At 36.4% G+C, this 25,020-nt stretch carries 28 protein-coding genes; 8 read left to right on the plus strand and 20 right to left on the minus strand.

Annotated features, from left to right (window positions below):
* The first annotated feature begins 717 nt into the window (after positions 1 to 717).
* The 8 genes from FW768_RS05120 to FW768_RS05155 all read left to right on the plus strand — a co-directional run bounded on the left by FW768_RS05120 (position 718) and on the right by FW768_RS05155 (position 8,033).
* Positions 718 to 1,437 (plus strand): AAA family ATPase, encoded by a 720-nt coding sequence (locus FW768_RS05120; protein ID WP_153393273.1) that lies wholly within the window; start codon positions 718 to 720, stop codon positions 1,435 to 1,437.
* Positions 1,434 to 2,168, plus strand: a complete 735-nt coding sequence (locus FW768_RS05125) for a YggS family pyridoxal phosphate-dependent enzyme (RefSeq protein WP_153393276.1) — start codon at positions 1,434 to 1,436, stop codon at positions 2,166 to 2,168. Before FW768_RS05120 ends, FW768_RS05125 begins: the two co-directional genes overlap by 4 nt.
* A gap of 95 nt (positions 2,169 to 2,263) precedes the next feature.
* The gene (locus FW768_RS05130) at positions 2,264 to 3,712 is read left to right on the plus strand and encodes a tetratricopeptide repeat protein (protein WP_153393279.1); all 1,449 of its coding nucleotides are present in this window, start codon (positions 2,264 to 2,266) and stop codon (positions 3,710 to 3,712) included.
* A 108-nt stretch (positions 3,713 to 3,820) separates the two neighbouring features.
* Positions 3,821 to 4,000: a hypothetical protein gene (locus tag FW768_RS05135; protein WP_153393282.1), complete on the plus strand. Its 180-nt coding sequence runs from the start codon at positions 3,821 to 3,823 to the stop codon at positions 3,998 to 4,000.
* A 293-nt stretch (positions 4,001 to 4,293) separates the two neighbouring features.
* Positions 4,294 to 5,760: a S41 family peptidase gene (locus tag FW768_RS05140; RefSeq protein ID WP_153393285.1), complete on the plus strand. Its 1,467-nt coding sequence runs from the start codon at positions 4,294 to 4,296 to the stop codon at positions 5,758 to 5,760.
* A gap of 212 nt (positions 5,761 to 5,972) precedes the next feature.
* Positions 5,973 to 6,203, plus strand: coding sequence for a hypothetical protein (locus tag FW768_RS05145; protein ID WP_153393288.1), 231 nt, complete (start codon positions 5,973 to 5,975; stop codon positions 6,201 to 6,203).
* Positions 6,204 to 6,471: 268 nt separating this feature from the next.
* Entirely contained in the window at positions 6,472 to 7,413 is a 942-nt protein-coding gene (locus tag FW768_RS05150) for a DUF4274 domain-containing protein (protein ID WP_153393291.1), read from the plus strand.
* 47 nt (positions 7,414 to 7,460) lie between these two features.
* Positions 7,461 to 8,033, plus strand: coding sequence for a hypothetical protein (locus FW768_RS05155; protein WP_153393294.1), 573 nt, complete (start codon positions 7,461 to 7,463; stop codon positions 8,031 to 8,033).
* Between the two features lie 94 nt (positions 8,034 to 8,127).
* Here the strand turns inward: FW768_RS05155 and gcvP are convergent, their stop codons facing one another.
* The 20 genes from gcvP to FW768_RS05255 all read right to left on the minus strand — a co-directional run bounded on the left by gcvP (position 8,128) and on the right by FW768_RS05255 (position 25,014).
* On the minus strand, positions 8,128 to 10,986 hold the full coding sequence (gene gcvP, locus FW768_RS05160) for an aminomethyl-transferring glycine dehydrogenase (protein ID WP_153393297.1): 2,859 nt from the start codon (positions 10,984 to 10,986) through the stop codon (positions 8,128 to 8,130).
* Positions 10,987 to 11,621: 635 nt separating this feature from the next.
* On the minus strand, positions 11,622 to 12,269 hold the full coding sequence (locus FW768_RS05165; protein WP_153393300.1) for a J domain-containing protein: 648 nt from the start codon (positions 12,267 to 12,269) through the stop codon (positions 11,622 to 11,624).
* Positions 12,270 to 12,545: 276 nt separating this feature from the next.
* Entirely contained in the window at positions 12,546 to 12,803 is a 258-nt protein-coding gene (locus FW768_RS05170) for a hypothetical protein (RefSeq protein WP_153393303.1), read from the minus strand.
* Between the two features lie 91 nt (positions 12,804 to 12,894).
* On the minus strand, positions 12,895 to 13,227 hold the full coding sequence (locus FW768_RS05175) for a hypothetical protein (protein WP_153393306.1): 333 nt from the start codon (positions 13,225 to 13,227) through the stop codon (positions 12,895 to 12,897).
* Between the two features lie 13 nt (positions 13,228 to 13,240).
* Positions 13,241 to 13,819, minus strand: a complete 579-nt coding sequence (locus FW768_RS05180; protein WP_153393308.1) for an RNA polymerase sigma factor — start codon at positions 13,817 to 13,819, stop codon at positions 13,241 to 13,243.
* A 174-nt stretch (positions 13,820 to 13,993) separates the two neighbouring features.
* A complete protein-coding gene (locus tag FW768_RS05185; RefSeq protein ID WP_153393311.1) occupies positions 13,994 to 16,000 on the minus strand; it encodes a S9 family peptidase in 2,007 nt (668 codons plus the stop codon).
* 335 nt (positions 16,001 to 16,335) lie between these two features.
* A complete protein-coding gene (locus FW768_RS05190; RefSeq protein ID WP_153393314.1) occupies positions 16,336 to 16,794 on the minus strand; it encodes a DoxX family protein in 459 nt (152 codons plus the stop codon).
* A 245-nt stretch (positions 16,795 to 17,039) separates the two neighbouring features.
* Entirely contained in the window at positions 17,040 to 17,480 is a 441-nt protein-coding gene (locus FW768_RS05195) for an SRPBCC family protein (protein ID WP_153393317.1), read from the minus strand.
* A 63-nt stretch (positions 17,481 to 17,543) separates the two neighbouring features.
* Positions 17,544 to 17,972: an SRPBCC domain-containing protein gene (locus tag FW768_RS05200; RefSeq protein WP_153393320.1), complete on the minus strand. Its 429-nt coding sequence runs from the start codon at positions 17,970 to 17,972 to the stop codon at positions 17,544 to 17,546.
* 73 nt (positions 17,973 to 18,045) lie between these two features.
* Positions 18,046 to 18,879: an SDR family oxidoreductase gene (locus tag FW768_RS05205; protein ID WP_153393323.1), complete on the minus strand. Its 834-nt coding sequence runs from the start codon at positions 18,877 to 18,879 to the stop codon at positions 18,046 to 18,048.
* A 92-nt stretch (positions 18,880 to 18,971) separates the two neighbouring features.
* Positions 18,972 to 19,838 (minus strand): VOC family protein, encoded by an 867-nt coding sequence (locus tag FW768_RS05210; protein WP_153393327.1) that lies wholly within the window; start codon positions 19,836 to 19,838, stop codon positions 18,972 to 18,974.
* Positions 19,839 to 19,941: 103 nt separating this feature from the next.
* Positions 19,942 to 20,208 (minus strand): DNA-directed RNA polymerase subunit alpha C-terminal domain-containing protein, encoded by a 267-nt coding sequence (locus FW768_RS05215; RefSeq protein ID WP_153393330.1) that lies wholly within the window; start codon positions 20,206 to 20,208, stop codon positions 19,942 to 19,944.
* A gap of 17 nt (positions 20,209 to 20,225) precedes the next feature.
* Positions 20,226 to 20,639 (minus strand): SRPBCC family protein, encoded by a 414-nt coding sequence (locus FW768_RS05220; RefSeq protein WP_153393333.1) that lies wholly within the window; start codon positions 20,637 to 20,639, stop codon positions 20,226 to 20,228.
* Positions 20,640 to 20,713: 74 nt separating this feature from the next.
* Entirely contained in the window at positions 20,714 to 21,145 is a 432-nt protein-coding gene (locus FW768_RS05225) for a VOC family protein (protein WP_153393336.1), read from the minus strand.
* A gap of 74 nt (positions 21,146 to 21,219) precedes the next feature.
* Positions 21,220 to 21,996, minus strand: a complete 777-nt coding sequence (locus FW768_RS05230; protein WP_153393339.1) for an alpha/beta fold hydrolase — start codon at positions 21,994 to 21,996, stop codon at positions 21,220 to 21,222.
* Between the two features lie 3 nt (positions 21,997 to 21,999).
* Positions 22,000 to 22,524 (minus strand): DinB family protein, encoded by a 525-nt coding sequence (locus FW768_RS05235; RefSeq protein WP_153393342.1) that lies wholly within the window; start codon positions 22,522 to 22,524, stop codon positions 22,000 to 22,002.
* Between the two features lie 144 nt (positions 22,525 to 22,668).
* Positions 22,669 to 23,130: a hypothetical protein gene (locus FW768_RS05240; protein ID WP_153393345.1), complete on the minus strand. Its 462-nt coding sequence runs from the start codon at positions 23,128 to 23,130 to the stop codon at positions 22,669 to 22,671.
* Positions 23,131 to 23,482: 352 nt separating this feature from the next.
* A complete protein-coding gene (locus FW768_RS05245; protein WP_153393348.1) occupies positions 23,483 to 23,893 on the minus strand; it encodes a VOC family protein in 411 nt (136 codons plus the stop codon).
* A gap of 45 nt (positions 23,894 to 23,938) precedes the next feature.
* Positions 23,939 to 24,346 (minus strand): VOC family protein, encoded by a 408-nt coding sequence (locus FW768_RS05250; RefSeq protein WP_153393350.1) that lies wholly within the window; start codon positions 24,344 to 24,346, stop codon positions 23,939 to 23,941.
* A gap of 77 nt (positions 24,347 to 24,423) precedes the next feature.
* Positions 24,424 to 25,014 carry a Crp/Fnr family transcriptional regulator gene (locus tag FW768_RS05255; protein ID WP_153393353.1) on the minus strand — a complete coding sequence of 197 codons (591 nt, stop codon included), beginning with the start codon at positions 25,012 to 25,014 and terminating at the stop codon, positions 24,424 to 24,426.
* Positions 25,015 to 25,020: the final 6 nt, after the last annotated feature.

Here is a 25,020-nt window from a genome sequence, read left to right on the forward strand (position 1 = left end):
TTGTAATATTGCAATTGTAAAATTGATAAAAAAAAGTCAAATAATTAAAAATAAAACAAAATGGTAACTTACATTGGCATCGCAACATGTTTAGTAGTTTTTTCTTCTTATTTCGCAACTGTAAAGAGAGAAGAAAGAAACTAAGTTCTATTAAAGCTGAGAGCCTATAGAACAACTATATTAATTGTATTGTTTATGTTTTTAATCTGATTATATCAGATCCGCTCTTTTACTCACTTGGAGTAAAAGGGCCCAAAAACATAACTTCAAACTGAACTTCATAACAAATTTTTATATATCCCAATAGTTTAGCCGTGCTTTTGCACGGCTTTTCTTATATCTTGAAATTATTTTTAAACGTTGGAAATACCGAGCGGTACATGGAATTTGAGAATAAATAGAATCAGGTTCAGCTGAAAGTTGAAAATTATTGTTTTTTCTTGAAAAAAGTATCCAAAGTTCAAGACTGGAATCCTCCACTAAAAAATAAGATTGACCCCGAAAATTTCCAAACCCGCATAGATCAGACGGTTCTTCTTCAGTCCTAAACTTCAGCCATACCCAGACAGTGGAAATTTTTTAACCTGTTTCCAAAGTCAATCAATCAGACCTCTTTTATCTCTCCTCTGGACTACCCTTTTATTCTCTTTCAGGACCTGTACTTCATTCAATAAAGCCTTATCTTTGTCTGTAGTAAGAATCATTTTTCAAATCAACATGAATCTGTATAACCTTATTATTCAGGACAAAGAACAGGTAGGCCTTCATGATGTATTTCTTGATGCTCATAACCGGGAACAGCTCGTACAGCTTATCAAAGAACATACATATGTGAAAGAACTTCAGGAATACGGCCTTCCCGTGAATAACAAAATTCTTCTTCAGGGCAATTCCGGATGTGGAAAAACAATGACCGCTAAAGCAATAGCCAATGCTTTGGGTAAAAACATCATCATCCTGAATCTCAGCAATATTGTTTCGTCCCGCATCGGGGAAACTTCCCAGAATATTAAAATGATATTCGACAAAGCAGCCAGGGAACGATCGGTTCTTTTTCTGGATGAACTGGATCAGATAGGAAAAGCCCGGGGAAGCGATGACAAAGATGTAGGCGAAATGAGAAGACTGGTCAATACATTGATCCAATTGATTGATTATTACCCTGAAAATGCTCTTCTGCTATGCGCAACCAATCATCCAGAAATCATTGATACGGCTTTGTTACGACGTTTTCAGCTAAAAATCAATTATACAATGCCATCTGCAGAGTTTCTGGATACTTTTTATGATGATCTTCTGTCTAAATTCCCTGAAGAATTCCAGAATATTGAGCGGAAATATGAAATTTCTTTTGCAGAAGCTAAAGATTATGCACTAACCTCTGTAAAATCTTCTCTGATCAAAAAACTGGAAAGCCAGAAAATCTCACAGTCATGAAAGAAGACATCCTCCACAACATCAGTATCATCAATGACAGGATAAAAAAAGCGTGTGAAAAAGCAGGCAGAGATCCTAAAGAAGTGAGGTTGCTTCTGGCAACAAAAACGGTTTCTGCTGACCGCATTAAAATTGCTTTGGAGAATGATGAAACTTTAATTGCCGAAAACAAAGTACAGGAACTGAAAGAAAAGTACGAAGAACTTAAAGATATTCTCCATGAAAATCATTTTATCGGACATCTTCAGACCAATAAAATTAAAGATATTCTGAAGTATGATATAGTTTGTGTTCAGTCTCTCGACCGCCTGGATCTGGCTGAGAAACTTCATCAAAGACTTTTATCTGAAGGAAAAAATATTGAGGTTCTGATCCAGGTGAATACTTCTCAAGAGGAAAGCAAATTTGGAGTTCATCCTGACAAAGCTTTGGAACTGACCAGAAAAGTTGCAGAATTCAGTACTTTAAAAATCAAAGGGCTGATGACCATCGGTTTGTTCAGTGCGGAGACAGAGAAAGTAAGAAGTTGTTTTAAAATCCTTAAAAACCTGCAGCAGGAAATCATTCATGAGAATATTCCAAACGTGGAAATGAAAGAGCTCTCTATGGGTATGAGCGGAGATCTGGAGACCGCCATTGAAGAAGGTTCTACAATTGTACGGGTGGGAACTGCTGTTTTTGGAGCAAGGGTATATCCGGATAGCTATTATTGGGATGAAGGGAAAAGTTAGTTCTATCTTTTAAATAAATCAGTGAAATACACATTCCCATTTAACTTTAGGAAAAATCGTAATCCAATACGTAATAACCTATTCAATTAAACTGAATGAAAAAGCTGATCGCTATATTTTCTCTGTTCATTTCAACATTATTATCTGCCCAACCGGGATATACCTTCACCATGAGACAGGCAGATTTTGAAAGATTCACCCAACAACTGAAAACGGATCCCAATAATGATGAACTAATCTGGAAACGGCTGAACATCAGTTTTAATCCTCAATTTGATATTTACACTAAAGGAGGAAAACAAACTTATTCTTCTACACCCAATTTTCAGTTTAACCAGATTTTCGAAAACTGGACCTATGAAAAAATCCTGGCAGATATTAACCGATTAATTGATCACAAAGCAGAAGTTAACGAATATGGAAGGAATACTAATATAATTGACTTTACGGTATTACGGGGAAATCTGTATTATCTCACAGGTGATAATAAAAATGCTTTGAGCGACTATCTTACCGCATTTAATGATGTCAGCCAAGCAGCTTCCAGCCCAAATAATGACGAAAAGAAAAGAAAAATCTGTATTTCCCTCGCAGCTTATTATTATAACCTGACTGAAGACAGCAGACAAGAAAACTTACGTGAAGCTTTAAAATATATTGATATGATCTCTCCTATCGAGTTTGTTTGCAATATTGAAAGTGTTCAGTCTAACGGGGAGATTTTTGATTACTATCAATATGAGAAAATCAATTTACTGACCTATCTACATGAAGATCTACGACTCGAAAATTATTATAAAAAATTAATCCTGCAAAGTTATGATCTTTATAAAAAGAAAAATGAGGACGGTCTCTATATCTTTGATAAAATTAATGATCTGGCCAATTTCTATTTTCAAAAAAAGAATTACGAAAAAGCCCGCCGCCTTACTGAAATTGCTTTAAATTATTTCCCCAAAAACAGCTTAGGTTATATTATTAACCGATATAATGTTTCCAAACATTATTTTTTACTGAACCGGATTTATCGGACTGACGGCTTCAAAAATCAGGAGAAAGAATTTAATAATTTAATTGACATTCTTGGCCCTACCCATGGGATAAGTTACAATGCAAAAGAAATCGGAAGTTACATTAAGGAGTCTTTGGAAAAATATCCTGAAGAACCGCGTTTGCTTTTAGCTCTGGCTATCTGGCATTATAAGAATGATTTTGAAACCGCTACAGCAAGACCGGAAGAAATTTTAAAGATACTTAATAAGGCTGAAGAATCGCAGCTTAAGGATTACAGACTCCCTTTTACCAAAGCTCATATCTATCTGTACAAACAAAGAAATTATAAGCTGGCTCTTAAAGAGATTAATAAATCATTACAGCTTAATCAGTCAGATCCTCATGTTTATGGGATGAAATCTGAGATTCTCCGCAACATTCACGGTTTTGATGAGAAAGAAGAACAACTGGCCGCTCAGGAATCACAAAGCAAATCTAAGACAGTCCGTATTAAGGATATGCCGGAGTTATTAAAAGAAATACAGCAGTAATGCTCCTTTAGCAAGAATGGATTCAATTCCTTTATCATAATTCACAAACTGTAAAAAATCCGGTACATTTTTTGCTCATAATTTATTAATAACCAAACAAATACACTTATGACAAAAAAACTACTCTTTGGATGCCTTCTGATGACGGCATTATTCTTTTTTTCATGTGACAGGCCAGCTCCTTCACAAATGAACAGAAGTGAAGCTTCCATTGAAACTATTTCAATGATCACCTTTCTCGCAATGGGAATTGCCATTTTTATAGCATACAGCTATAGAAGAAGGTAAAATAACAGGACACAATCAATTCATATCACCTTTCAATACATGAGAGGTGATTTTTTGTGAATCAAGTACCAAGAAGTAAAGATTTCACATTGTTCAGCCCAATGAAATTAAACTTTTAATTTCTTTTATTCCTCCATCCCAGATTAATTCTCTGATTTGTAAAATTGTTTTTCAGTAGAAATTGACTAAATTTAGGCCGATTCGACTTCTATACTTTATTACATCTTATCCATACTTACCGCTGAAGATGTAATATTTCAAACCTGCCGGATGTCTTTTTTATAAACTATATCATGAACAACTTAAAAGCTATATTCATTTCTTCTTTATTTACATTAACAACAACATCTCTATACGCCCAGACCTGTGATTGTACAAAAAACTTTGAGTGGGTAAAAAAAACATTTGAAGAAAATGATGCCGGCTTTGAATATGCATTGAAACAGAAAGGAAAGCAGGCCTACGAAGACCATAATAAAAGAACGGCAGAAAAAGTAAAATCAATTAAAACATTCACTGAGTGCGGACCTGCTTTATATGAATGGATGACTTTTTTCCGCTCCGGCCATATTGCGATAAGGAATATCAATAAACAGACATCGTCAAAACCTGCTGATAACAGTCCAAAACAGGAAAATCAGTTTGCCAATTGGGAAACATTCTCAATAGAAGCCCAGGATTTCAAAAAGTATCTGGATCAAAAGAAAGCTGATGATTATGAAGGAATCTGGGAAACCGAACCTTATAAAATCGGGATTAAAAAGAAAGGAGATCAATATGTAGGATTCATCATAGAATCCGGCGCAGAAACCTGGACAAAAGGACAGGTGAAACTGAAACTTGATTTTTCTAATGGTAAAACAAATTCTATTTTTTATATGCGCGACCATTCTGCCGTGGAATCCAAAGAGATAACCATGATTGGAAAAAATCATTTACAAATCGGGGATTTCAGCCTTTCAAGGGTTTATCCGAAAGTTAAGGATGATCCGAAATATGACCAATATTTCAAATCGGTAAGCGCCAATAAACCTTATGTGGAAAAGCTCAATGAAAAGACATTGTATTTCAGAATCCCGTCTTTTCAGGCATCTGAGAAAAAGAAAATTGATAGCGTGATTGCTGCGAACAGAGATAAAATTCTATCCACAGAAAACCTTATCATCGACATCCGCAACGGGACAGGGGGAAGTGACGGCAGTTACAGCAAGATTCTTCCATTGATTTACACCAACCCAATCAGAACGGTAGGCGTGGAATTCCTTTCCACAAAACTAAATAATCAGAGAATGATGGATTTCATCAACAAACCTGAATACGGATTTGATGAAGAAAATAAAAAATGGGCCAAAGCTTCCTTCGACAAACTGGAAAAAGAGCCTGGAAAATTTGTGAATCTCAATGAGGGTGTAGTCAGCATTACCAAATATGATACTGTTTATCCTTATCCTAAAAATGTAGGGATCATCATTAATGAAAGAAACGGAAGTACGGACGAACAATTTCTACTGGCAGCCAAGCAAAGTAAAAAGGTGAAATTATTCGGAACAACAACATTTGGTGTTTTAGACGTTTCCAACATGTATTTTGTTCCTTCTCCATGCAAAGAATTTGAATTAGGATACTCACTTTCAAGAAGCATGCGTATCCCGGATTTTACGATTGACGGAAAAGGATTGCAGCCTGATTTTTATTTAGATCGAAGTATTCCTGTATATGAATGGACAGAGTATGTGAATACTGTATTGAACGGTAAGTAAATGTTGGAAATAAATAACTGAAACATCTGATACAAAAATTAAATACAATCCATACAAAAAGAAATATTTTACTGTATTATTCAACCATATAAACAAATATTTATTTTAATTCGGGGTTAAAAGAAAAATATTTGTTTATTTTTGGGACCCGCACATTACGTAAATACGAATGCGGCATAATAACCTATTAAAACTCAAAAACCAATTACTACATGAGTACATTATGGAAAATGACGGTCATGGAAAAAAAGAATGACTACATTGATTTACTTGTTAAATTCGATGTACCCAATCCGGGTAATATTTCAGATTACGTTATATTCAGAAAACCGGGATCATCACAGGCAACATCAGGTTCTTCACAGGAAGAAGCCAACAGCAAACCACCCATTTTTAAAAAGCTTTTGATTGATTTGTGGAAAGCAATGACCAATAGCAACTAACTCACCAATAAAAAAATTAAAACCATGAGCTTTTTTTAAGCGCTTAAAGACTATACAGATGATGAAAATGAATATCATATTAGTCTTAAGCCCTCAGGATCAGGTTCGCCAAAAAACTAATGGGAAAACCTTTCCGTTTTTTTGACCATGAAGAGTTATTCTTTATTTTTTTTTTAAGACATTTAGAAAAAAGAGCGCGCTATTCCATTTAGTCATGGTTTTGAAGGTCATGATTTGAGTAAGTTGGAAAAATATATGCACAACGTTAATGAATTACCTGAAAGAAAAAAATATGGCCACATCGATAGCAAAAACGAAAACACTATTTAAAAAAGCATTTTACTATAACTGGGATAATGGGCTGGATGGATTGGAAAAAGTCTTAAGAGACCGTAATTGTGATAAGGCAACTGCAGTAATGATCTTCTGGCGGGGACATCCCGGTTATTATTACAATAATCCGGATATAGAAAAAATGGAGTCTCATGAAAAGGCAGCCTTCGAATTTCTGAAGTCATTAGCAGGAGATATCGTTTCAAACAAATACTTTGAAATCATTTCATTTTCTCCGGAAAAAGAATTTATTCCTGAGACTTTAGGTAACATTCCTGCTGAACTTATTCAGGAGGTAAAAGGAACTATAAATTATAAAGAAGTATTGTTCCCTAACAACAACCCATTTGATGAGCAAATAATGGCTCTCTGCAAAAATTGTGATGATATTAATAAGATGTTTGCCTTAGAAAAAGAAGGTGCTGATTTCAGTTTAAAAATCAATAACGGTTATTCTTATCCAATTAAAATTGCCTGTGGCAGCGGGCAAACAGAAGCAATTAAATATTTCATTGAAAAAGGCTATGATCTGAATAAAAAATATGATAAAATGCCTTTATTTTGGAGTGCAGTTACCAACAAAAAAATTCCAGCAATTAATTTGATACTCGAAAACGGTGGAAAAATAAATCAAAAAGGTGAATTTGGCAGAACTATTTTACATGGCATTGCAGGCTGGTTTGTCGAAAATCAAGATTATTTTGATGATACAATGAAAAAAATTATTACTCTTTTAATTGAAAAAGGCGCCGATATTCATGCTAAGGATTCATCTAAAAAAACTCCGCTTGATTTGGCAATCATGTGGAATAATGTAAAGTATATCGACTACTTAAACGAAATTGAAAATGATAAAATAGAAAAAACCCGAATTTAAACAACATTATATTTACAATTAACACTAAAACAATTTAAACTAAAACCATGGCTATCAATTTTACATCAGAAGAAGAAAAAAATGATTTCTGGACACTTTCGAATACTATTCAAGCCGGAAATTATGAAGAAGCTTTACATATTTCTAAAGCTTTACTGGAAAAATTCCCTGACAACAAAGCAATCTATCACAACCAGATCGGCGCAATGATTTACCTCTCTAAAAGCGATTACTGGGGTGCTACCAATCATTACTCCAAAGCGCTAGAATATGGATTTGATGCTGATGTGTGTGAAGACAACATCTGGGAATCCGCTGTAGATTCTTACAAATCTCTTATTGACAGTGAAGCAGGTTTCTGTAAAATTATGATCACAGCTACTCAGGAATTTATTCCTGCTAATGATTTAGTAGAGAAATATGAAAATCTTTTCCCATCCGGAAAATATGTTGAGGAAGCTAAAGAGCTTAACTATATTTTTAATTTAACAAAAGAGCTTCAGGATAACAACAACTATACTTCTTCAGCCTTAAACCAAAACTATTCAGGTAAATATCCGGACGGAAAACATCATGAAGTGGTGACCGCCCTGGCTGGAATTATAGACAATAATTCATAATTCTATACCAGAAGACACATTGCTTCGTTTACAATAACAAAAAACTCCCTCTCATTACTGAAAGGGAGTTTTTTATATCTAGAAAAAATTCTGATTACATATAAGCTTCAATCGGCTCACAAGTACATACTAAGTTTCTGTCTCCGTACGCTTCGTCTACTCTGGATACGGAAGCAAAGAATTTGTGGTCTCTTACCCACTCCAGCGGATATGCTGCTTTTTCTCTGCTGTATGGTTTGTCCCATGAGTCTGAAACAACTACCTGTTCAGTGTGAGGAGCGTTTTTCAGTACGTTGTTAGCCTGATCTGCTTCACCGTTAGCAATTTCATCGATCTCTTTTTTGATAGAGATTAATGCTTCAGCGAAACGGTCGATTTCTGATTTGCTTTCAGATTCTGTAGGCTCAATCATCAATGTTCCTGCAACCGGGAATGAAACGGTAGGAGCATGGAATCCGTAGTCCATTAATCTCTTCGCTACATCAGCTACTTCAATTCCTAAAGATTTGAACTGACGGAAATCTACGATACATTCGTGAGCCACTCTTCCGTTTTCGTTTGAATATAAGATCGGGAAATGCTCTGCTAAAACTTCTTTCAGGTAATTTGCATTCAGAATAGCGTGTCCTGTCGCTTTTTTCAGACCATCAGTTCCTAACATTTTAATGTAAGCATAAGAAATATTAAGGATTAATCCTGAACCGTAAGGTGCTGCAGAAATGCCGTCGATGGCTTCTTTAGCCCCTATTCTGATATTGGCATTGGAAGGAAGGAATGGAACCAGGTGTTTAGCTACACAGATTGGACCCACTCCAGGGCCTCCGCCTCCGTGAGGAATAGCAAAAGTCTTGTGCAAGTTAAGGTGGCAAACATCTGCTCCGATGTTTCCTGGACTTGTGAATCCAACCTGAGCATTCATGTTGGCTCCGTCCATATATACCTGTCCGCCATGTTCGTGGATCAGGCTTGTAATTTCTTTAATATTAGCGTCAAAGAATCCGTAAGTAGACGGATACGTAATCATTACGCATGATAAATTCTCAGAATGCTGTTCTGTCTTAGCTTTAAGATCTTCGAAATCGATTTCTCCGTTTTCAAGATTCTTTACGACAACAATCTTCATTCCGGCCATTGCTGCAGAAGCAGGGTTGGTTCCGTGTGCAGACTGAGGGATCAGCACTACATTTCTGTGGCCTTCTCCTCTTGAAATATGGTATTCTCTGATGACCATTAATCCTGCATATTCTCCCTGAGCACCGGAATTCGGCTGAAGAGAAGTTCCTGCAAAACCTGTAATTTCTGCAAGGTCTTTTTCTAATTCACGAATCATTTCCTGGTAACCGCCAGCCTGATCTACCGGTACAAACGGGTGAACACTACCCCAGTTATCCCATGACAATGGAAGCATTTCTGTAGCTGCATTCAGTTTCATGGTACAAGAGCCAAGAGAGATCATAGAATGGGTTAACGAAAGGTCTTTTCTCTCAAGACGCTTGATGTAACGCATCAATTCTGTCTCGGTGTGATATTTATTGAATACCTGCTCTGTAAGGATCTCGTCTTTTCTTAAGTTCTCCTCAGGAATGCTGTATCCTTCTTTGATTTCTAGTTTGAAAGTCTGCTTATCTTTAAACTGGGCGAAAGAAGCCATTAAATAATTCAATTTATCCAATGTTGTGCTTTCGTTGATCGCGATACTTACCACTCCTTCTGTGAAGTAGTTTAAGTTCAGTCTGTGATCAAGCATCATTCTCATCAATCTTCCTTTTTCATCTTCATTTAAAAGGATTTTCACCGTATCGAAGATTGGCTCTTCCACCGTATGATATCCTAGAGCTTTAAGACCGTTTTTCAAAGCATTAGCTTTAAAGTGGATCTGATCAGCGATATAATTTAATCCTTTTGGACCGTGATAAACCGCATACATTCCGGCCATTACCGCTAAAAGGACCTGAGCTGTACAAATGTTTGAAGTTGCTCTTTCTCTTTTGATATGCTGTTCTCTGGTCTGTAATGCCATTCTTAATGCACGTCTTCCGTACATATCCTGGGAAACTCCAATTATTCTTCCCGGAATATCTCTTTTATAATCATCTTTACAAGAGAAGAATGCCGCGTGAGGTCCTCCGTATCCCAATGGTATACCAAATCTCTGTGAAGTTCCTACTGCACAGTCTGCTCCCATAGAAGCCGGTGATTTTAATTTAACCAAAGCCATCGGATCACAAGCCACAACTACCTGTAAATCTAGTTTCTTATATTCTACAATATCTTCCGTATAATCTAAAACGATACCGTTTTTACCCGGATATTGTAATAAAACCCCATAATAAGAAGCATCAAATGCATGGGTTTTGTGGTCTCCTACCACCACTTCGATACCTAATCCTTCTGCTTTCGTCTTTAACACAGAAACCGTCTGAGGAAGCACCAGTTCTGAAATAAAGAACTTATTAGCCTCTGCTTTTTTCTGATCTTTTGTTCTGTTGTTAAAGAACATATGCATTGCTTCAGCAGCAGCTGTTGACTCATCTAAAAGAGAAGCATTAGCCAGTGTAAATCCGGTAAGGTCACATACTACAGTCTGGAAGTTAAGAAGAGCTTCAAGTCTTCCCTGTGCAATTTCTGCCTGGTATGGAGTATAAGCCGTATACCAGCTTGGGTTTTCAAAGATATTTCTCTGAATGGCTGACGGCAAAAGCGTATTATGGTAACCAAAACCAATGTAGCTTGTATAATCAGTATTCTTAGATGCCAATTCTTTCGAATGGTTCAGCATCTCGTATTCTGAAAGCGGTTCCGAGATCTCCAGATCTTTCTCTAAACGGATAGAAGAAGGAATAGTCTGAGAAATTAACTCTTCAATACTTGAAACGCCCAATTTTTCCAACATCGCCTGTTTATCGGCTTCATTAAGGGAAATGTGGCGGTTCACAAACTGTTCTGTATTCATTTTTATTTATTAGATTTTGTTGTAAAAAAGATTCGTAAAATTACAATTTTTTACAGGATTGTACAATAATCTGAAATTATCAATATTTCAATAAAAATAAAATATGAATTTTAAAATGAACAATTTAATATAATTTTAATAAACAAAACTCAAAAACATCTTTTACTAAGTTTCCCAAAAGAAGGATTATCCTATATGCAGAACATATTATTACATCCACTTCTATAATTTACAAGATCTGTATGAATTTATAGAATAATCCTCATCAGTATGTATCTTTAGCTGATCAGTTTTATTAATGACCATTTATTAGAAAACAAGGGAATTAAGTATCATTTTTGGAGAATGCATAACGCTGGAAAAGTTATTTTTATCCGAAAAATGAAGTGTCCTTTCAATGATAAACATGTTGATAATCAGGTTTTGTAATATTTATGAATTTTTATTAATTATATTTATTCTAAATTAATATATTTGTACCATGAATATGATAGTTCCATTTAAAGTACCGCCTTTATCTCCTGTATATGCATTCAATAATGAAGATATGTTCTGTGAAAAGAAATCCTGCTGTAAAAAATTCAAGAAAGGGAAAAGATGTAAGAAATGTCCCGGCAGAAAAAAGATGGCTTGATTTATACTAAGTTATTGAAAAGCACATAAACTGCAATTATTAAAAGAATAATTCCCCAGATCAGCATTACAATTTTCGGCTGCCCATATCTGTTCGCCAATGTTCTGGGCTGAGGTTTAAACATTTCCTCTACCGTATTTTTGAATTTTTCAGTATCATTTTCAAAGACTTCTGTAATGGTAATTCCCTGTACCACCGTTTTATGAAGCAGTGAGTTGGTAGCATGAAGCAGCAGCTGGAATTTTCCGTCTTTAAATTCTGTGATTTTAAATATTCTCTCACCATAAGGCTTTTCCAGCCCGAAAGGCAACACTTTCACCACATCGGCATTGCTTGTCTGCCAGCTGATAATAATCTCCTCACCTTTTTTAGCATGAATTTTATTCGCCGTAAAAGTTTTGATAGCCGGCGGAATATTATACCTGAAGCTTTTCTGATGGCTCTCTAAATTCTGATCATATGCTTTTCTTCTGGCCGGATCACTCAACGTTTCATAAGCTTCCTGAATTTCACGGAAACGGCCTGCAAAGAAATCATCATTTTCGTTTTTATCCGGATGGTATTTTAAAGAAAGTTTTCTATAAACCTTTTTGATGTCTTCTTCCGAAGCATCCTGAGAAATCCCGAGAAAATAGTAGTAATCTTTCATTGAGCTATGCAAAAATAAGGATTAAGTTTTTATTCCCGAACAGATTTCTTAGATGACAAAGTTTTTTTTCATGATATTTTATTGAAATATAGTTGGGGTTTGATCCATTAAAACCTAACAGGTCTTCAGTACCTGTTAGGTTTGTAGATTTGTAATTAGTATCCAGTTTCTGAGATTAATTCAGAACTATTCATTTTAGTAACAAAAAAATTCCGGCGCGGGAAGCGAAGCTTCCCGCGCCGGAATTAAACAATTTCAATTTAGTATTTTACTTTTTTATGCTTCGCAGTTCTGATCTTTTCTGCAGCATTTGGATGCAAATTCCTTTTTGAATTTCCCTTTCAGTTCCTGGTACTGCTCATCATTCATTTCTCTGATCTTATCTGCCAGTCCGAAAGGTGATCTTTCCTTGATTCCGTATTCATTAAAAATACCTTTGATAAATCTTTTTCTTTGTATTGCTTTTTTAGCGATTAATGCAACGCCCACAACAGCTAATGCTCCAAGAGCTCCTTTTAATGCTGAATTTTTCATTTTTTCAAAATTTTAAATTTTACTACTTCTTGTTTTTTATATAGACGAATGAATTTTAATTTTACTTTACTACTTCTTTAAAATTTTTAAATTATTCGTTGTTTCTGTTAAAGAATCCTCCTGAACATTTGTTTCTCCACACTTCTTTGAATTTTTCTCTTTCTTCAGGAGAAAGTCCTTCCATTTTCTCTCTCATTTTTCTTTCTTTAAAGTCTCTCATTCCTTTTCCAAAATGAAATCCTCCGAAAAGAATTTTACTTAGGATCAGAATTCCCATCGCCTGCCAGAATGTAATGGATTTCACACCCAAAATTTCAGGAAGCAGGCAGTTCCAAAGCAGCATAACGATCCAGGTAACTGCCAATAGGATCAGCGGCGGACATAACAATAAAAAAATCCAGCCTTTTTTGTGTTTATGATTCATAATTTCTTTTTTACTAACTTTTTAAATCTTCGTATAATCTTCTCAACCTGTTTCTTAAATGCTTTACAGCATAATTTTTACGGCTGATAATGGTTTTGATATTTTCGCCCTGCTCATCAGCGATCTCCTGGAGCGTTTTGTCATTCAGTTCATTTTCTACGTAGACTAATCTTTGTTTTTCGGGAAGTTCGTCAAGGGCCTCAAATAACTTTTTCCAGATCTCGTCCTGAAACATTTTAATTTCGGGGCCGGCACTGTCATCCATCAGCAGAATATCTTTGATAGAAAACTCTCCGTCTTCATCTTCATAAACAAAGTCTTCCAGATTTTCTGTTTTCTTTTTGCGGTAACGGTCCGTGATTTTATTGGCCGTTACCCTGTACAGCCATCCTCCGACATTGACAATCTCTGACAGATTGGTTATGCTGCTGAACTGGTACCACACTTCCTGCAGAATATCTTCTGCATCTTCGGTGTTTTTCACTTTAGGACGAATATAAGACATCAGCTTTCCTCCGTACTTTGAAACGGTCTGTGAGATAATACTTTCTTTATCCTTCTGTGGCATTGTTATTTCTTCGACAACCTCCATACTGATATGACGGACTGCCTTTTGATTTTACTTTAATAAATTTAAAAAAATTTTATGATCTACGATAAAATGGTTTATTCATCAGTACTTTTATATTTTAAATTTGATCAGACAAACAAAAGAAAACGGAAAGCATACAACACCCTCCGTTTTCAACATTATAAAAATTTCTGCTTATTTTCTATTGAAATTCTCGGCAAAAAAGCCAAGCATATATTTATACAGCTCAATTCTGTTAGGTTCTTTTCCAAATCCATGGCCTTCATCATATTTTACCATGTACGGAACTTCATAGCCTTTCGCGCGCATTCCTTTTACAATCTGATCCGATTCATTAATATTAACTCTTGGATCGTTAGCTCCCTGTACCACAAATAACGGCTTCTTGATTTTATCAATCTGGAATACCGGAGATACTTCTTTCGCAATCTTCGCTTCTTCAGGGTTGTCCAGATCATACCAGATCTCTTTTACCATTTGTTTATAAGGCTTCCAGTATTCCGGAAAGGAATCAAAGAAAGTAAATATATTGGAAACTCCCACGTAGTCTACCCCGCACGCATACAGATCAGGAGTTTTGATCAACCCCATCAATGTTGCATATCCTCCATGGCTTCCTCCGTAAATGGCAATTTTATCTTTATCTGCCCATCCCTGCGCGATCGCATATTTTACGCCGTCTTCCACATCATCCATTGCTTTTCTTCCGATCTGCTTATAACCTGCTTTCTGAAACTCTTTCCCATATCCACCTGAAATTCTGAAATTTACCTGAAGAGTTGCATATCCTCTGCTGGCAAAAAGCTGTGCTTCCGGATTGAATCCCCACTCATCCCGGATTCCCTGAGGACCTCCGTGAGGATTAACGATCATAGGAACTTTTTTACCTTCAAGAGCTGCTTTCGGAAGTGTAATATATCCATGAATCGTCAGGCCGTCTCTGCTTTTAAATTCAATAGGTCTCATTTCTGCCATATCAGCTTCTTTCAGCATGGGCATCAGATCGTAAAGCAGCTTGTTTTTTTTGGTTTTGGTATCATATTCATAATAGGTTCCGTAAAGCTTGTCACTGCTTACAATCACCAGAAGCTTTTCATTATTATCATCTGAAGAGACAATTCCAAATTCTTTATCACCGAATTCTTTTTTCAGCTGATCATCCACTTCTTTATAAAATTTGCTTACAGGAATCGTTTCGCCTTTCACCCCGCTGTAGCTAATGTAATCCAGTTCATAATTCCTGCTTTTTCCAGCAACACTTATAGAGCCGGCATCATATACCGGATTGGAATAGATTTCTTTAATGACAGTATTTTTCTTAAGATCATACAATACAATTCTTGCTTTATCGCTGTCCAGATTTGTGTACACATACGCTTCATCCTTATTTTTAGAATTATCATTAAAACGGATAATACTGAAACTGTCTTTCCAGTCTGTAGATTTGATAAGATTGAATTTTCCGGTCTGCAGATCTTTATAATACGTTTTCGTTGTTAATCCACCTTCAAGAACTGAATATCCTCTTAGATTTCCGTCTTTATCAAAAAGGTAGTCATCAATAGGGTTATTAACATCTTTGTTTTCGTAAAGCTGGGTCATTTCACCAGTATTGAAATTAATCCTGTACGGTTCAAAGATCTGTTTGTTATTTTTATTCATCGACACTACCACATAATCTGTGTCTTTAATCAGCCGTACAATATTCAGGGTAATCCCTTCAAACGGAGTGAGATCTTTAAGGTTTTTTCCATCAATATCAGCCGCATATAAATGGACATTTTCATTTCCTCCCTTATCCTGGGTATAGAAAAGGCGTTTTTTATCCAACCAGCCGTAACTTTGAATGAGATCGTCTTTTTCTACGATAGCTTTGGTAATTTTCCCTGTTTTAAGATCTTTAACGTAAACATGGTTTTTGCTGTCCTTGTCTTTTTCTTTATAGGAAAGATACTGTCCATCAGGAGATAGTTTAAACTGTGATGCTTTAGGTCTTGCGAAATAATCTTCCACTTTATACTTAAAATTTCCTTTATCATAGGAAACCAGTTTCTCAAGAATGGCTTTGGAAGACGGAAGAGTGGGATCACCCGGGAGCTTAGTCGTTGAAGTTTGTGCATTCATCATTATAGCAGATAGTACGATTTGTGCCGCACCGAAAATTTTAGCATTGAAATTCATAAATCATTTTTAAGTTAAACCATAATCTGTATTTACACTTTTAAATCAATAAAAGAATAAACGCTTCTTATTAGTTAGACTCTTCACACTATCAAAATGTTACATGATTTATCCCTAATTTATGAAAAAAAATTGAATTTGGATTGAAAAAGCAGTTTTTTAAAGGATTAGAAAGTGAGAAAAGACACCTTATTCATTTCCGGGTTCAAATTCAATTAAATAGGATTTCAGAAATTCACCTCTCAATTTCTTTTTCAAGATATAGGTTTTTAAGATTTTCATATTGCAGCACAGTGTCTTTTACAGCCGTAATCTTATCGTAAGCATTCTTTCTCTCAATTCAGGTAAATTCCAAAATACCATGTCCAGGCAATCAGGATCAGCTGCATCGGAATTCTCTGGGTATAAAGATATTTCATCCCCGGCCCGGTGTAGTCTGCTTTGAAAATATTGATCTGTTTTCTGGATGAATGAATGTTGGCTATAAAAACCAAAATATAGAAACAAATCAGTGATACGGCAGTAAATTCACGAAGAGGAGGAATCATTAAACCTATTCCGGCCGCAATTTCAATAACACCTGTAAAATATACCCAAAATAGTTTTCCTGGTATATAATCGGGAATCATCATAACCATTCCTTTCTGAAATTTAAAGTGTGAAAGTCCGGTGAAGATAATGAACACGGCCATTCCAAGGTTTCCTGAAAATACAAGATCTGCTTTTTCCTGAAATAGTAAGGTTATCAGAAGAGCAAGGATAAAAGTTGTGAAAAGAATGGCTAATAATTTCATGAAAAATGTTCTTTATATCTGATTGTGAAGATACTGCTAAAATTTAATTTATGTTCTTATTTGATCAATAAAGAACAGATTGAGGATGAATTCCAAAAGCTGGGAGAATCTATTTTTATTAATTCTGCCCAATATATAGTTTTCGCCCCTGATCCCGGATTTGGTATTCAAATTTTTAAGAGAAAACAAAAAACCTCACAGTTTCTGAAGTCTGCAAGGTTAGTATTGTATTAAATATTCTGTTATTACTTTTCGGCAAGGTTCTTTACTACTTCAAGGCCTTTTGTAAAGCCTGTATTCAAATGATCTCTCCATTCCTTTTCTACCTGCACTTCGGTATGAAGTTTTGTTTTTCCTCCTAAATCAATCAGAAGATACTTTTCGAAACACCCGCTCCACTCCATTACTTCTTTGCTTTGGGTATCTTCATTTCCTTCTTTATCAACCATTCCCAGATGTTTGAAAATAATCTGATTGGGTTCCTCTATACTGTCAATGGTTGAAACCATTCCTTCTCCTTCTGCATTAAGGAAATAAGTTTTCCCGCCCACTTTCCAGTCCGAGGTCATTTTAGACTCCGGGCCAAAATACTGGGTCCATTCAGTGTAAGTGTCCGGATTCCAAAGAATATCCCAGACTTTCTGTTGCGGAGCATTGATTACTGTTTCGTACGATAAGGTTTCCATATTTTAAATTTTTGTGGTTTGAAATACATTAGCTGTAAATATCCTGACCATCTGCTTCGTTTTTTAAAGCTGATTTTCCGAAAGATGTTTAACGATTTGCATGGCCGCAGGAAATTTTTCTTCAAAAAAACTTTTGAACTCTTCCGGAGCCTGAATTTCGGTTTTCAGTTCAGTTCCATCCTCTGTTTCTTCCAACAGATAAGCTTCTGTGGCATCTCCCCATTGCTGAGGAACTTCTATTCCGTTATAAATTTCTCCGAGGTGCAGAAATTTCATTTCTTTATGCGGAATATTTTGCTCAACACGGCTGTACATCCCATTTTGATGCGGATCAAAAAATTTAAAAATGCTTCCTTTTTCCAGTGTCCCTTCATAAAAAGAACCTTCTGTGAAAGCAGTTGTCCACTGCCGATAGGTAATTTCACCCCAAAGCACATTCCATACTTTTTCAGGGGGTGCTTCAATCTGTATTTTGAATGATAATTTTTCCATTGTTATTTTTTAAATTTTAAATATCGGGTTTTCAGAGATACGGCATTTAATATTAATAAAAGTTTCCAGCCGCTCATCCTCCCACAAAGTCACCTCCGTTAATATGAATGACTTCTCCCGTGATGTACTCTGCATCCTTTGAAGCGAGAAAAACATAAGCCGGCGCAACTTCAGAAGGCTGGCCCGCCCGTTTCAGCGGGGTATCTTTCCCAAATGTGGAAAGATCATCAAAGGTTTCTTTTACGAGCGGGGTCCATATTGGTCCGGGAGCAATACCGTTAACCAGAATTTTCTTTTCTGCCAGATTGGTGGATAATGACCTGATAAAAGAGAGAATCGCTCCTTTTGTAGCTGCATAATCAATCAGGTGATCACTTCCGCGGTAAGCCGTAACAGACGTCGTGCAGATGATCCTCCCTCCTTTTCTCATTACCGGCAAAAAAAGCCTTGTAAGTGAGATCATAGAGATAATATTGGTTTCAAAGGTTTTCTGTATCTGCTTATCCGAGATCTTTTCAAGGGTATCTTTTGAGGTATGAATTCCGGCATTATTAACCAGAATATCCAGGTTTCCCCATAAGTTCTTTATTTTCTCCGCACATCTTTCTCTGAATGCTTTTCGGGTAAGATCTCCTTTAATCAGAGTGCACTTCCGGCCCTCATTTTCTACCAGTCTTTTGGTTTCTTTTGCGTCATCATCACTTTCTTTGTAAATGATGGCTACATCTGCGCCTTCCCGTGCAAAATGAACGGCTACAGCCTGTCCTATTCCACTGTCTCCACCGGAAATGACAGCTTTTTTATCAGCCAGCTTTCTGCTTCCCAGATAATCATTCCTTATAATCTCAGGAAATAACCCTTCCTTAGGGACTTTTGACTTAGATTGTGACTTGTTCTGTGTTTTCATAAGCAAATCTTTATCTTAATTGCATCAAACGGTAAGCCGAAAGGAAGATCTGAAGAAAACTGCAGTCACAAAAAGAAAATTTTATCTTTTCCTTAAGAATTATAAGCGTTTTCCAGATCCTGTATCACGATTTTCTGCATTTTCATCATCGCCTGAACTACTTTCTGGGCTTTTTCCTGATCAGGATCGCTCATCAGCTGGATCAATTTTTTAGGAACAATCTGCCAGCTCATTCCATAACGGTCTTTCAGCCAGCCACACATGCTTTCTCTTCCTCCATCAGAGATAAGGGTATTCCAGAAATGATCAGTCTGTTCCTGATCATCAGTCATGACAACCATGGAAATCCCTTCATTAAAATCGAACTGATGATCGTAGGAATTATCCATGCAGAAGAAGCTGTAACCATCAATGGTAAAATGGGCATGCTGTACATTTTCTGCGGGCTCCGGAATTGAATGTCCTTCTCCTCCATCGCCATATCTGAGAATATTTCCTATGCTTGAATTGGGGAAAGTTTTGGTGTAAAATTCCATTGCCTCCATTGCTTTTCCGTTATTCTCATGAATGAACATTAAGGTAGGAATTATTTTCTGTTCTGTTGGTTTATCTCCAAGGAATATCTGCCAGGTCACTCCGTATTTATCCTGTACCCAGCCGTATTTGCTGCTCCATGAATAAGTGTCCAGAGGCATCAGGGCCATTCCTCCTTCCATCAGTTTATCCCAGTAGGTCTGTACTTCGTCTTCGGTAGTGCAGATGACCATAAAGGAAATAGAAGGATTTTTTTTGAAATGCGGTCCACCATTCAACAACATCAGTTTTTGGCCAAACAGATCAATATTCATAACAACAGGAGTGTCTGCCGTGATCTTTCCGTTAAATACGTCACAATAAAATTCAGCGGATTCTTTTGCATCTCCATCGTACCAGAGGCATGGAAAAATATCGTTGTTCATAAGTTTAAATTTAGGGGGATGATATAGTTTTATATGTCATGCCGTTGAATTCCTTACAGATAATTAGGCAGCATGACTATTTTATTCAGATTTAATAATGGTTTCAGATATAAATATCTCTAAAAGAAACCTGATGTTCTTTCATGTAGCTCTTCAGCTTATCCATAGCATTTTTACCAAAACCATGCAGTTTCCGGATGTCTTCCTCAGAATAATCCGAAAGCTTTTCCAAAGAGTCTATTTTTTCTCTTTCCAAAGCTCTTCTTGCAGGTGCTGCCAGGATTCCCTGCAGGAAATTATCATTTTTAACAACATGACTAACGGCACAAACAGAGCTTAAACATTGGGCCATTATAACTAAGTTTATCATGATTGCAAACGGGTATTTTAGTGGTTTTCAACATATTTATGGAAATTATTGAGAATGGCGTACCAGCCTTCCCGCTGCATTTCCACAGAGTTTTGTTTCTCAGGATCAAAAATTTCAGTGACTTTGGTTGTATTTTCGTCTATTTTCTCAAAAATAACGTCTACCTTCCGCCCGTCTTCCATATGATATTTGATTTTTTCATTGGGAATAACCTCATCATAGGTTCCTTCAAAATCAAACCCGAAGCTTTTATCTTTTGCCTCCATCCTGTTTTTGAACTTTCCTCCCACTTTCAAATCATTAACAGAACTTGGACACTGCCAGCTTTCATGGGCAAAATTCCATTTTGTAATATGTTTGGGTTCATTAAAATAATTCCAGACCTTATCTACCGGGGCTAAAATTGTGATGTCTATTTTAATCGGGTCCATAGTTCTATTTTTTAATGTTTAGTAAGGACGGTCCGGCATGAACCGTCCCTTGATAATTTTAGTTAAATATAAGATTATTTTGAATATTCTTCATTATAGTTCACCATCCAATGAACACCATATTTATCCTGGAAGCTTCCGAAATAGTCTCCCCAAAACTGGTCTTCAATAGGCATTTCTACATTTCCGCCTTCAGAAAGCCCTTTGAACAGTCTGTCTGCTTCTTCTCTGGAATCCGGAAAAATAGATACATAATTATTGTTTCCAACCGTAAGGGTCTGCCCAAATCCGGGAACAATATCCGAAGCCATCAGCAGGTCGCTACCAATAGGCAGTGCAATATGCATTACTCTGTTTTTTTCTTCCTCAGAAAGATTCTCCGTTCCAGGGGCGTTTCCCATTTTGTGAACTTCTCCCAGGAATTCTCCTCCGAAAACAGATTTGTAGAAAGTGAACGCTTCTTCTGCTTTCCCATCAAAATTTAAATACGGATTTAATTTAGCCATAATTTCTAAGTTTTAAAATTGTTATTGATTTTTTTAGTTCCAACGGTACAAAATAATTGAGCCATTGGTTGTTTTTAAGAGTTTAAAAATTTTTCTATTTCATGTACAGTCAGATCTACGAGATCAGAATCTGTATTTCCTTCAAAGTCTGCCATCATATAAGAACCATGTCCTGCTGGCAGAATCATCAGTTGGGAACCTTTTACCAAACGCCACATTTCCACCACATGTTCCGGCTTCATCACATCTTTATCACCGCTGACGAATAATACGGGAACTTCTATACCCGAGAGAATTTTTTCATCCCAGTCTTCAAAAGTCTGCATTCTTTTGCTGTCTTTATCAAAGAGGTTTTCAAGCTTTGAAAAATCGGGATTCAGATTGAGAAAGTTAATTTTTAGAGATTCTGGCATCGATTCCAGAGTAGCTTCTGCCATACTTTCGAAGAAACCGTCCATCATACCACTTTTCTTAAAAAAAGATGAGGCTACAATAAGCTTCTCGGTGATTTCAGGATAAAGATGGGCGATCTGCATGACGGTATTTCCGCCATTACTGAATCCCCAGAATGCGGCTTTTTCAATTTGAAGTTCTTTCAATACGGCAGCTACGTCATGGGCGTCCTGTTCGAAGGTTTCGGGAATATCGCGGTGTTCACTCATCCCATGGTTCTGCAGATCAATTCCTATCAGCTGAAATTTTCCGTTCAGTCTTGTGATAACTTCCTTAAAATCGAATAAGATAGAAGAACCGCCTCCATGAATCAATATAAGAGGTTTTCCGGCACCGTAGATCTCATAATACATACGGATCCCATTGACATTTTTATATCCTTTTTCGTTGGGCTCCATTGATCAGTATTTTAGATTTTCATCTACATCGTAATTCATTCCCGGATAATCCAGAATTCTTCTCATCAATCCGATCTGTCCGCACAGGTAATCTTCACGTCCGATGCACATTCCTGCAAAATTGAGCTTTGTTTCCTTAATAAACGGAACATTCATTCCGATTTCAAAGATTTCATCCAGCTCTTCATCAGATACTTCCCACAGTTTCTGATAGACTTTCGGAGAAATTTCATGAAAACTCTTTTTCAGATCTGCGAGGCTCGGATAATTAAAACTTTCATCCAATGTTTTGCCCTGGAAAAAAAGTTCACCATAAGGATCTTCGTCACGAAGTCCCAGAACCCAGCCCAGGCCGTACCGCATATTCACAAAGTTTCCTGCCATCCAGACGATATGATTGGTTTTTCCTTCAATTCTTTTCAGAGCATCTTCTTCCGAAATTCCCTCCAGAACATTCATAAAACTCTGGGAATGCATCCTGTAAGCAGGAATAATGAGTTCCATTTTTTTTGATTTTGGCGTGTCCATTTTTGTATTTTTTAGTTTTAATAATAACTTATTTTATAGACCTGCAATCTGTTGTGGTATATTTTTGCTTTCCACAGATTTTTCAGATTTTTGTGATAATTTTATTTTCCGGTAGATCCGGCAGATTAGGCAGCTTTTTTTGCTCTATTTTATTGCCCCAGGTTTTCCCAGGATTCTTCTGAGGTATCCGAACTGTCCTCCGTGATAAATTTCATGCAGTGATAAAGTTGCAATATCATTAATGGTACCAGGTTTGAAATGTTCTATCATATTAAGAGCACTTTCCAACCTATTCTGAGATTCTTTAAAATAAGATTTCAGTTCTTCAAAAGTGACAAACTTATCTTTTCTATCCAAAGGATTTTCTCCTCTGTTATAGCATGAGAACTTTTCACTATCCCAGACTGATTCTTCACCTAATATATTCAGAAAGGCATTTCTTATATAAATCAGATGTCCTAAAATCCAGTTCATGCAGTTGGCTTCATCATTAGGGAAAATCATGGATTCTTCATCCGTTATTCCTTCTGTATTTAAAGAGACTATCCTGTAAGTAGCGGATGTCTGTCTTTTTATAATTTCAATATCGTTTGACTTTGTTTCCATAATTGATACTTTTTGCTCTTGGTGATTGTGATCATTTTTCTTTCTGTAACTGAAAAAATCTTTTGAATTGCTTCGTTATAAATAGTTTTACGCCACGGATGCACGAATGATTTTGGATTATCTTGTTCTATAATAATTGCTGAAAACCTTTAATTTTCTTGTGTCTTAAAAGCATTGCAATTTTTAAAACCCATGCGGCATTGTACTTTTCAATACATAAGCTATATTTTTTGCTTCCCACAGATGTCACAGAGTTCTCAGATTTTTGTGATGATTTTATTCTCGCAAATCCAACAGATTTTTGTTTTGCGGATTATTTTGATTTTGTAAGAAAATCTTATAGATTGATGAGTTATTCTGTAGGCATCTGGGAAACATCTCCGTGCATTATTTCCCACTGATGGCCATCTATATCAGCAAAGGCACTCTGATACATCCACCCATAATCCAGTGGTTCGCTGTATTTTGAACCTCCGTTTTCAAGGGCTGTATTCACAATACGGTCTACTTCTTCACGGCTGTCTACTCCAACTGCAAGAAGCACCTGGGTGGTATCTCCTTTAGCAAAAGGCCTGTTGGTAAATGTTTGAAAAAATTCTTCTTTCAGAAACATAGTGTATATATGATCTTCTTTCATAATTACACATATCGCCTTATCATCTGAGAACTGTTCGTTGATGGAAAAACCAAGCTTCGTCCAGAATGCTCTGGTTTTCTGTACATCTTTTACGGGTAAATTGACATAAATCTGACTGATTTTCATTTTGTAATTTTTAGTGTTTAACTTTGAAAAGTAAAATCTTTCGGATTATTCTGTGGGCATTTGGGACATATCAGCATAAGTCATATTCCATCCGTGTCCGTCAAGATCCCAGAAAGAATTTTGATACATCCATCCATAGTCCTGCGGTTCTTCATGTTGTGTAGCTCCATTTTCCACGGCTGAATTTACAATACGATCAACTTCTTCACGGCTGTTCAGTCCCAAAGCCAATAGTACTTCGGATGTATCTCCTTTGGGAACAGGTTTATTTGAAAAAGTCTGGAAATAATCGTCTTTTAAGAACATGATATATGTGTCTTCTTTTATCATAACACATACTGCCTTATCATCAGAAAACGGCTCATTGATGGCAAAGCCAAGTTTGTTCCAGAAATCTCTGGTTTTCTGTACGTCTTTTACCGGAAGGTTTACATAGGTTTGACTGACTTTCATTTTTGTAATTTTTAGCGTTTAACTTTTAACCAAAATTACCAAGCTTCAATGAAAGTCAACTTGCCATAAGGCAAGATTTAATTTTTCTTAGGATGAGAGACCAATTCTTTACGGATTCTGCTTAAGGAAGTATCTGTAACCCCAAGATAGGAAGCAATCTGCTTCAGAGGAGCATACTGCACAACGAGCGGTTTCTCTTCTAAGAGATTAAGGTAACGCCTGGTAGCGGACAGGGTAAACATTTCCACGGAACGCTGTTTATAAGTAAACAGTTCTTTAGACATCCATGCTCTTCCCCACTCTCTGAGGTTGGGTATTTTATGAAAAAGCTCCTGAAAGGTTTCATAATCGAATCTCCAGCATTCGCAGTCGGTGATGCAGACAATATTTTCCTGAGACGGAATTCTCTGAAACAATGAAAGGACTTCGATGATGATCTCATTGTCTGCAAAGAAATGGGTAGTTACTTCATTTCCGTTAAAATCATTGACAAATGAGCGGGCCAGCCCTTTTTCAAGGATATAATATTCATTGGCAGTTTTGCCTTCAATAAGAATACTTTCTCCTTTCTGGAATGATACTTTTTCATGAGCCTGAAATATTTCTTCAAGTTCTTCCTGCATAAAAAAGGGAAAATCATAGCAGATTTCTAAGGCTTTGCTGGTCATTGGTGT

This window comes from Chryseobacterium vaccae, from assembly GCF_009602705.1.
Classification (GTDB): domain Bacteria; phylum Bacteroidota; class Bacteroidia; order Flavobacteriales; family Weeksellaceae; genus Chryseobacterium; species Chryseobacterium vaccae.